Source organism: Halomonas sp. MCCC 1A13316, assembly GCF_014931605.1.
Lineage (GTDB): Bacteria > Pseudomonadota > Gammaproteobacteria > Pseudomonadales > Halomonadaceae > Halomonas.
In genome coordinates this window covers 4,482,634-4,490,931 of record NZ_CP053382.1, presented here as the reverse complement: position 1 = coordinate 4,490,931, position 8,298 = coordinate 4,482,634, and the positions used below count along the sequence as shown (strand labels likewise).

8 protein-coding genes are annotated in these 8,298 nt (G+C 61.3%); 4 read left to right on the top strand and 4 right to left on the bottom strand.

The genetic code is table 11. The features are described 5' to 3' along the window. Nucleotides 1-242 precede the first annotated feature (242 nt). The 4 genes from rpmH (at nucleotide 243) to mnmE (ending at nucleotide 4,044) form a co-directional block, all read left to right on the top strand. Entirely contained in the window at nucleotides 243-377 is a 135-nt protein-coding gene (gene rpmH / locus HNO52_RS20910; RefSeq protein WP_010626003.1) for a 50S ribosomal protein L34, read from the top strand. Between the two features lie 13 nt (nucleotides 378-390). Further along, a complete protein-coding gene (gene rnpA, locus HNO52_RS20905) occupies nucleotides 391-762 on the top strand; it encodes a ribonuclease P protein component (RefSeq protein ID WP_197567057.1) in 372 nt (123 codons plus the stop codon). 116 nt (nucleotides 763-878) lie between these two features. Next, the gene (gene yidC / locus HNO52_RS20900) at nucleotides 879-2,567 is read left to right on the top strand and encodes a membrane protein insertase YidC (protein WP_197567056.1); all 1,689 of its coding nucleotides are present in this window, start codon (nucleotides 879-881) and stop codon (nucleotides 2,565-2,567) included. A gap of 106 nt (nucleotides 2,568-2,673) precedes the next feature. After that, the gene (gene mnmE, locus HNO52_RS20895; RefSeq protein ID WP_197567055.1) at nucleotides 2,674-4,044 is read left to right on the top strand and encodes a tRNA uridine-5-carboxymethylaminomethyl(34) synthesis GTPase MnmE; all 1,371 of its coding nucleotides are present in this window, start codon (nucleotides 2,674-2,676) and stop codon (nucleotides 4,042-4,044) included. A gap of 21 nt (nucleotides 4,045-4,065) precedes the next feature. Here the strand turns inward: mnmE and HNO52_RS20890 are convergent, their stop codons facing one another. From HNO52_RS20890 to rdgB, 4 genes are all read right to left on the bottom strand, one after another. After that, a complete protein-coding gene (locus HNO52_RS20890) occupies nucleotides 4,066-4,911 on the bottom strand; it encodes a 23S rRNA (adenine(2030)-N(6))-methyltransferase RlmJ (protein WP_197567054.1) in 846 nt (281 codons plus the stop codon). A 91-nt stretch (nucleotides 4,912-5,002) separates the two neighbouring features. Next, entirely contained in the window at nucleotides 5,003-5,689 is a 687-nt protein-coding gene (locus HNO52_RS20885) for a YiaD family glycine zipper/OmpA-like lipoprotein (protein ID WP_197567053.1), read from the bottom strand. Nucleotides 5,690-5,718: 29 nt separating this feature from the next. Continuing rightward, nucleotides 5,719-6,918: a radical SAM family heme chaperone HemW gene (gene hemW, locus HNO52_RS20880; protein WP_442907086.1), complete on the bottom strand. Its 1,200-nt coding sequence runs from the start codon at nucleotides 6,916-6,918 to the stop codon at nucleotides 5,719-5,721. Next, a complete protein-coding gene (gene rdgB / locus HNO52_RS20875) occupies nucleotides 6,918-7,529 on the bottom strand; it encodes an RdgB/HAM1 family non-canonical purine NTP pyrophosphatase (RefSeq protein ID WP_197567052.1) in 612 nt (203 codons plus the stop codon). Before rdgB ends, hemW begins: the two co-directional genes overlap by 1 nt. Nucleotides 7,530-8,298: the final 769 nt, after the last annotated feature.

The window sequence follows — 8,298 nt, the reverse complement described above, 5'->3', positions numbered from 1 at the left end:
ATCAACAGATAGAGTCCCCAATGTTAACCACAGCCGTGGGCCGGGAAGCCATGACAGCAAGTCTGCGATTCGGCCAACCGCCAGCGGCTGCTCGACCCGCTGCAGCAAGCGGAACAATTGCGTCGGGCAGCCGAAGTCTCTACAATTTCCGGTCTTGAACCGAATCTGCCCCTGGTTCCTGTCGGGAATCAGGGCATTTCTGTAAGACGTTCCGTCAATAAACCACGTGGGAATCAAGTGTTATGAAACGTACCTTTCAACCCAGCGTTCTGAAGCGCAAGCGTGTCCACGGTTTCCGTGCTCGCATGGCTACCAAGAATGGTCGTGCCGTCCTGGCTCGCCGTCGCGCCAAGGGCCGCAAGCGTCTGAGCGCCTGACAGCGGATTGCGCGTGTCCGGTCATGGTTTCCCCAAGCAGCTGCGTCTGTTGACTGCCGGGGATTATCGATACGTTTTCGATCACGCTTCATTCAAGGTACATGGCAAGGGGCTGATGGCCCTGGCGTGCCCCAATGGACTGGACCACCCCCGCCTAGGCCTGGTCATCAGCAAGAAGAACGTCCGCAAGGCCGTGGATCGCAACCGTATCAAGCGGTTCGCTCGTGAATCCATACGCCTTCAGCAGTGCTCGCTACCCGCCGTCGATATCGTATTGCTGGCTCGGCGCGGCGCGAATGAGCTGGACAAGGCTACACTGCATCGCCAGTTCTTCGGCATGTGGCGTCGCCTGGAGCGTGACGCCCGAAAAACGATGACCTCCTGACCGGATGCGGAGCCTTTCTCCGCCTCGATAGCCTGCCGCGCAGGCTATCGTCCTTATCTACATGACAGCGGATCTCGTTCCAGCGGCATGTTCACTACCCACCGGGCAGAACCCTCATGGACGTAAAACGACTCCTATTGCTGATTCCACTGGCCGTGCTCGCCTATCTGCTCGTCGTGCAGTGGAATCAGGACTATGGCCAGGTTGCTCCTGAGCCTGACGCTCCCGCTATCACCGCACCGGCACCGGGTGCAGAGCAGGCACCCGACGACGATGGCCTGACGGTCCCCGCTGCATCCCGTGCTGAGCAGGAGATGGCCGGCAGCATGCCGGACGAGACGGAGCAGCCGAGCGGTTCTCGCGACCTGGTTGCCGTCGTCACCGACGTACTCGATGTTCGCATCGACCCGCAGGGGGGGGACATCGTCTATGCCGCCCTGCCCCAGCACCGTCTGGCGCTGGGCTCCGAGCGCCCTTACGTTCTCCTCTCGAATAACGAGACGCGCAGCTACGTGGCGCGCTCGGGGCTGCAGGTGGACGGCCAGGGCGGCCGCGTCAGCTTTACGCCGGAGAACACCAGCTATCGACTGACCGACGACGAGAATCGCCTCGACGTCGATCTCCATGGCGAGGTGAACGGTGTCGAGGTGATCAAGCGCTTCTCTTTCGAGCGCGGCAATTATGCGGTCGAAGTCAGTTACTTCCTGAACAACAACGCCGAAGAGCCAGTCACCGCACGCTTCATCGGGCAACTGGCGCGGGATAACAGTCCCGATCCCTCCAGTGGCGTCTCGATGGGCATGAAATCCTACTTGGGTGCGGCCTACTCATCGCCGGAGGACCGCTACCAGAAGGTCGATTTCGACGATATCCAAGCCGGGGAATTCAATAACCGCGACGTTCAGGGCGGCTGGGTGGCCATCATCCAGCACTATTTCGTCTCGGCCTGGGTACCGCCCCAGAATAAGCAGAGCCTGCAATACGCCACCACCGATTCGCGCAACCGCAACGTGGCCGCGTTTGCCGGCCCTGTCACCACGGTCGCCCCCGACAGCGAGGCGCGCCTGGGCGCCACGCTCTATATGGGACCCAAGGTGCAGAGTTATCTCGAGGAAGTGGCGCCCAACCTGCGCCTGACCGTCGACTTCGGCTGGCTGTGGTTCATTGCCAATCCGCTGTTCTGGCTGCTCGATCACATCCAGGACATCATTGGCAACTGGGGCTGGTCCATCGTGCTATTGACCGTCTTGGTCAAGCTGGCCATGTGGCCGCTTTCCGCCAAGGCTTACAAGTCGATGGCCCGCATGCGCAAGCTGGGTCCGGAAATGCAGCGCCTCAAGGAGCAGTACGGCGACGATCGGCAGAAGATGTCCCAGGAAATGATGAAGTTCTACCAGAAGGAGAAGATCAACCCTCTGGGCGGCTGTCTGCCGATCCTGGTGCAGATGCCGGTCTTCATTGCTCTCTACTGGATGCTCCTGGAATCCGTCGAGCTACGCCATGCGCCCTTCATGTTCTGGATCCAGGATCTCTCGATGAAGGACCCGTTCTTCATCCTGCCGATCCTGATGGGCGCCTCGATGTTCGTCCAGCAGATGCTCAACCCCACACCGCCGGACCCCATGCAGGCGAAGATCATGAAGATGCTGCCGATCGTATTCACCTTCTTCTTCCTGTGGTTCCCGGCCGGCCTGGTCATCTACTGGGTGGTCAACAACGTCATTTCGATCGTCCAGCAGTACGTGATCACGCGCAAGATCGAGAACGATCCCAGCGTGGGCAAGACGGTCAAGAGCAAGCGCTGACCGCAGTCCAGAATCATCCAGACCCCCGCTCTCGCGGGGGTCTGGCGTTTCAGGGCCCTCGACGGGACAATGCCGCGAGTGCCGTCGCAACCAACAGGGCCAGCCAATGTCGCATCCGCTCTATCATCAGGACACTATCGCCGCCCTGGCAACCCCGCCGGGGCGCGGCGGGGTTGGCATCATCCGCGTTTCGGGCCCGCTGTGTGCGCCGATCGCCGAGGCCATGGTAGGACACTGCCCCGCTCCCCGGCGCGCCCACTACGGCCCCTTTAGCGGTGACGGCACGGTAATCGACGAAGGTATTGCCCTCTACTTTGCCGGGCCGCACTCCTTCACCGGCGAAGACGTACTGGAGCTGCAGGGACATGGCGGCCCGGTAATCATGGACCTGCTGCTGGAACGCTGCGTCCAGCTCGGGGCCCGCCTGGCACGGCCGGGAGAATTCTCCGAGCGCGCCTTTCTCAACGACAAGCTCGACCTGGCCCAGGCCGAGGCTATCGCCGACCTGATCGAGGCCAGCTCGAGAGCGGCGGCCGAGAACGCCCTGCGCTCGCTGCAGGGGGAATTTTCACGTCGAGTGGAGACACTGGTGCAGCGCCTGATCGAGCTGCGTATGTACGTGGAAGCGGCTATCGACTTCCCCGAGGAGGAGATCGACTTCCTCGCCGACGGCAAGGTGGCCGAAATGCTAGGTGCCGTTACGGCCGAGCTCACCGAGGTGCGCACCGCCGCCGGTCAGGGGGCGCTGATGCGAGAAGGCATGAGCGTGGTGATCGCCGGACGCCCCAACGCCGGTAAATCGAGCCTGCTCAATGCCCTCACCGAGCAGGAGACCGCCATCGTCACCGATATCGCCGGCACCACCCGCGACGTACTGCGCGAGCATATCCATCTGGACGGCATGCCGCTGCATGTAATCGATACCGCAGGTCTGCGCGACACGCCGGATGCCGTCGAGCGGATTGGCGTGGCCCGGGCCTGGGCCGAGATCGAGAAGGCCGATCGCGTTCTACTGCTGGTGGATGCCGACACCACCGAGGCCATCGATCCCATGGCCATCTGGCCGGAGTTCGTCGCTCGGCTGCCCGACCCTGGGCGGCTGACACTGGTACGCAACAAGATCGACGCCAGCCATGAGACACCAGGGCTCGACCTGACCGCCGCCACGCCGATCGTGCGCCTTTCCGCCCTGACCGGGGCGGGCGTGGCGCATCTGAAGGAGCATCTGAAGGCGGTGATGGGTTATACAGCGACCACGGAGGGTCGTTTTTCGGCTCGCCGTCGCCATCTGGATGCTCTCGACCGCGCGCAGCAAGCGCTCACCAGCGGGGAAGCCCAGCTGTCAGGCTACGGTGCCGGCGAACTATTGGCGGAGGACCTGCGTGATGCCCAGCAAGCGCTGGGGGAGATTACCGGGGAGTTCAGCGCCGACGATCTTCTGGGCGAGATCTTCGGCAGTTTCTGTATCGGCAAGTAGCTTCTATTCACCACCCACGAATCATTCACCTACCCACCAATCGGCACTGTAGCGGCAACCCTTGTCGAGCAGCGGAGCCGCTCGCGCCATCGCCGCGGCCAGGCGCTCCTCGAGTCCCCAGGGGGGATTGACGACCAGCATGCCGCTGCCGTACATACCGCGCTCCTCGCCCGGTGCGTGCAGTGTCAGTTCGCTGCGCCAAATCTTGCGCAGCCCGCCTTCACGCAGCCGCTCCAGCAACACGTGATGACGCCCGGCCGGCAGCAGGGGGTACCACACCAGCACCACGCCATGACGCGCCTTGCGCATGGCGGCCAGCACGCACTCGGCGACCTCGGCGTACTCCTCCTTGCGCTCGAAGCTGGGATCGATCAGTACGCACAATCGCGGAGTCGATGCCGGCAAGGCCTGGATCAGGCCCGCCAGGCCATCGCCATGAATGCGCTGAGCATTCGCCGGCAGTAACTGCTGCGACAGGTGACCGTGCTCACCCGGATGCAACTCGTAGAGACGCAACCGATCGCCATTACGCAGTCGATGGGCCAACCACCAGGGCGAACCGGGATAGCGCTCGAGCCGCGAGCCCCCCCGTTGAAGGCCGGCGATGGCTTCAAGCCAGGCCGAAAGCAGCGGTTCATCAGCCAGACGATGACGTTCTTCCCACAGCGGCAGCGCGCCATGGTGAAACTCGCCGAGTCGCTGAGTCTCGACCGCGTCCAGCGGATAGACACCGCGCCCGGAATGGGTATCGACGAAGGTGATCGGCGAGGACTTGCGCAGCAAGTGATCAACGACGGCGTGCAGCACGAGATGCTTGTGCACGTCGGCGAAATTACCCGCGTGGTAAGCATGCTGATAGGAGAGCATGAACGATGACCTCATGCGGAGCGGTAACAAGCGAACAGGCCCGCCACTATGCTAGTGGCGGGCCTGCAAGGCAACTCGTCGCGCTGAGCGCTTACTGTTGTTGCTGGAACTGCGACTCGATCGGCGTCAGCGTGATCTCGACGCGACGGTTCTGGGCCCGCCCCTCCTCGGTGTCGTTGCTAGCCACCGGCTGACTCTCGCCGTAGCCTGTCATGGAGAGGCGATGGCCTGCTACGCCTGTCTGCGCCAGGTAGTTACCCACGGCCTGGGCGCGGCGCTCGGAGAGCCGTAGATTGTAGGCATCATCGCCAGTGCTGTCGGTGTGGCCGGCGATGTTGACGCGCGTATCGGTGTACTGGGTCAACACGTTGGCCACATCGTTGAGCGCGTTGCGTGCCTGAACGGTCAATTCGCTGGAATCGAAACCGAAGGTAACGCTGCTCGGCATGTTGAGCACGATGTCGTCGCCACGGCGTTCCACGTCGACGCCGGTACCCTGCATGCTCTCGCGCAACTGCTGCTCCTGACGATCCATATAGGCGCCGATGCCTGCGCCCGCCGCGGCCCCCACGACGGCACCGATCGCCGCCCGGTCGCGTCGGCTGGTGCTGCCATCGCCCGACAGCGCGCCGGCCGCAGCGCCCACTGCCGCACCGATACCGGCCCCGGATAGGGTCTTGTTGCGCTGGGTCTGCCCCGAATAGGGATCGGTAGTGGCACAGCCGACGAGCAGCAAGGCAGCCGCAAGAGGGGCAACGAATCGGGTAGCTTTGAGCATTGGCAATCTCCAGTCAGAGGATAATGCGATCATTCCGTGCCGGCGTCATCTACGAGCGCCAGCAACTCGTTCAAGAATAATAGACCTTGAGGAGAAGCCTGAAGCCTTTGCACATCTTCCACAAGAAGTCCTTTATTGCGTGCCACTTCAAGGCGTTCGATCAACATCGGGAGCGGGCGTCCGGTGTAGGCCTGCCAATCCGCCATGGGCACGCCGTCAACGAGACGCAGGGCGTTCATGGCGAACTCCAGCGGCAGCTCATCGTCACTGACCCAGTTGCTGCCGGCAACGAAGCCACGCGGATCGCGGCGTCGACGCAGGTAGGCTTCGGGCTGACGGGTCTTCCAGCGCCGCTCGATGCGCAACCGGCCCGAATCGTCAAAAGCACTCAACTTGCCGTGGCTGCCGGCACCAATACCCATGTAGTCGCCAAAGCGCCAGTAGTTGAGGTTATGCCGTGAGCGCCGCCCAGGTTGGGCATAGGCGGAAATCTCGTAGCGTGCAAGTCCCGCCGCCTCGAGCCGCTCATGACCCAAGTCCTGGATGTCCCATAGGGTTTCCTCCTCCGGCAGCACGGGCGGCCGCGTGTGGAACTCGGTGTTGGGCTCAAGGGTGAGCTGGTACCACGAGAGGTGCTCGGGCTCGAGCATCAGAGCTTGCTCGAGATCAGCCAGCGCCAACTCGGGGGTCTGGTCCGGCAGACCGTGCATCAAGTCGAGATTGAGATTATCGAAGCCTGCGGTACGCGCTTCTTCCACCGCAGCCAGGGCATCTTTCCCGCTATGAATACGCCCCAAGGCCGCCAGCTGCTTCGCTTGAAAACTCTGTATGCCGAGCGACAGCCGATTGACCCCAGCCTCACGGTAGCCACGGAAGCGCCCGCTCTCCAAGGTCCCGGGATTGGCTTCCAAGGTGATTTCCACTTTCTCGTCGAGCGGCAGGCGCTGCGCCAGCTCATCAAGGAAACGTGCATAGAAGCCGGCCGACATCAGACTCGGCGTGCCGCCGCCGATGAAAATGCTGACAAGCGGACGACCGGCTGCCAGCGGTAAGTCGGCATCGAGATCGTCGAGCAACGCGGCCAGGTATTCCTCTTCCGGTAGCTCCGCCCCCCTGCCAACGCCATGGGAGTTGAAATCGCAGTAAGGGCATTTGCGCACACACCAAGGTACGTGAACGTAGAGCGCCAGGGGAGGAAGCGCCGGTGCAATTGGAGGCAAGTCGGGCATCAGCGCTGGGTCATCTCGCGTAGAGCAGCCAACATGCCTTCGAGAGCTCGACCGCGATGACTGAGACGGTTCTTTTCCTCTGCCCCTAGCTCGGCGACACTCTTGCCCAGCGAGGGGAGCCAGAACAGCGGATCGTAGCCGAACCCGCTCTCACCACGAGGTTGCTCGAGGATTTCTCCCTCCCAGCAGCGCTGGACGATCAGCGGTACCGGGTCATCGGCATGACGCAAGTAGACCAGCGCGCACCAGTAGCGCGCACTGCGAGCAGTGCCGGAGGCCGCGCTCAAGGCTTGCAGCAGTTTGGCATTGTTACGCGCATCGCTCTTGGGCTCGCCCGCATAGCGGGCCGAGTAGATGCCCGGCTGCCCCGAAAGCGCGTCGGCCTCGAGGCCGGAGTCGTCGGCCAGTGCCGGCAAGCCGCTGACTCGGCTTGCCGCCCGAGCCTTGAGCAGGGCATTTTCGACGAAGGTGAGCCCGGTTTCCTCCACGTCTGTCACACCGAATTCGGATTGAGGTCTGATTCTCAGACCCAAGGGCGCGAAAAGCTGACCGAACTCCCGAATCTTGCCGGCGTTGGCACTGGCAAGCACCAACTCATCTATGGGGATCACAACGGCTCCTAATGCATGGCTGCCACTGCCAGCATGTTACACGAGGCAGGCAAAGGGCTGAACCGCTAATACGCTCATATTCATATTGGAGCATAAGCAATTCACATAGCGAATCGAGGCTGAAGCCAAGCATTTCAGACTTGTCCATGGCCATCCTGTAACCTAACTTTACAACTTGCCTGCGCAGGTGGCAGTACCAGGCTAAGGCTCTTGGAGGGCATCATCTTCTCGGGCGCTCGACAATAGCTGTGATGCATTTAATTTAGCAAAAAGGAAAATAAGTCTTATCACTCGACAAATCAACCAACAAAAAAGACCGAACATTTACCTATCCGTTCAGGCTGAATTCTTCCACGAATGTAAAAAATTGTAAAAATATTTTCTATAACTTCGAAAGAGCCTGCTCGCTGCCACCGGAAAGCTTCTGATTGAGATTCTCAATGGGCAATGAATATCCAGCACGCCCAGAGCCATACTCATGGGCTCCGCTAATGCCGTTGAGCGCACAGCGTCGATCATAGAAGCCACCTTGCAGGTCGTGTTGAAGAATCGGGACGGACATTGCATCCTAAGCAAATTTTTGGTCCATACTTTGAGAGCAATGGACTGCCACTTAGCGCCAAGCAGGCAGTGCCTTCGTTCGAAGGGCGCATCTGATGTGTAGCAGTCTTGTGTCGGGCATAGCACTCACCTGGTTTTCCTGGCATGCATGGGTTGGCGCAATAAATTCTTTATACTACTGTCAGCTAGTTCACTGTTGAACATGTAC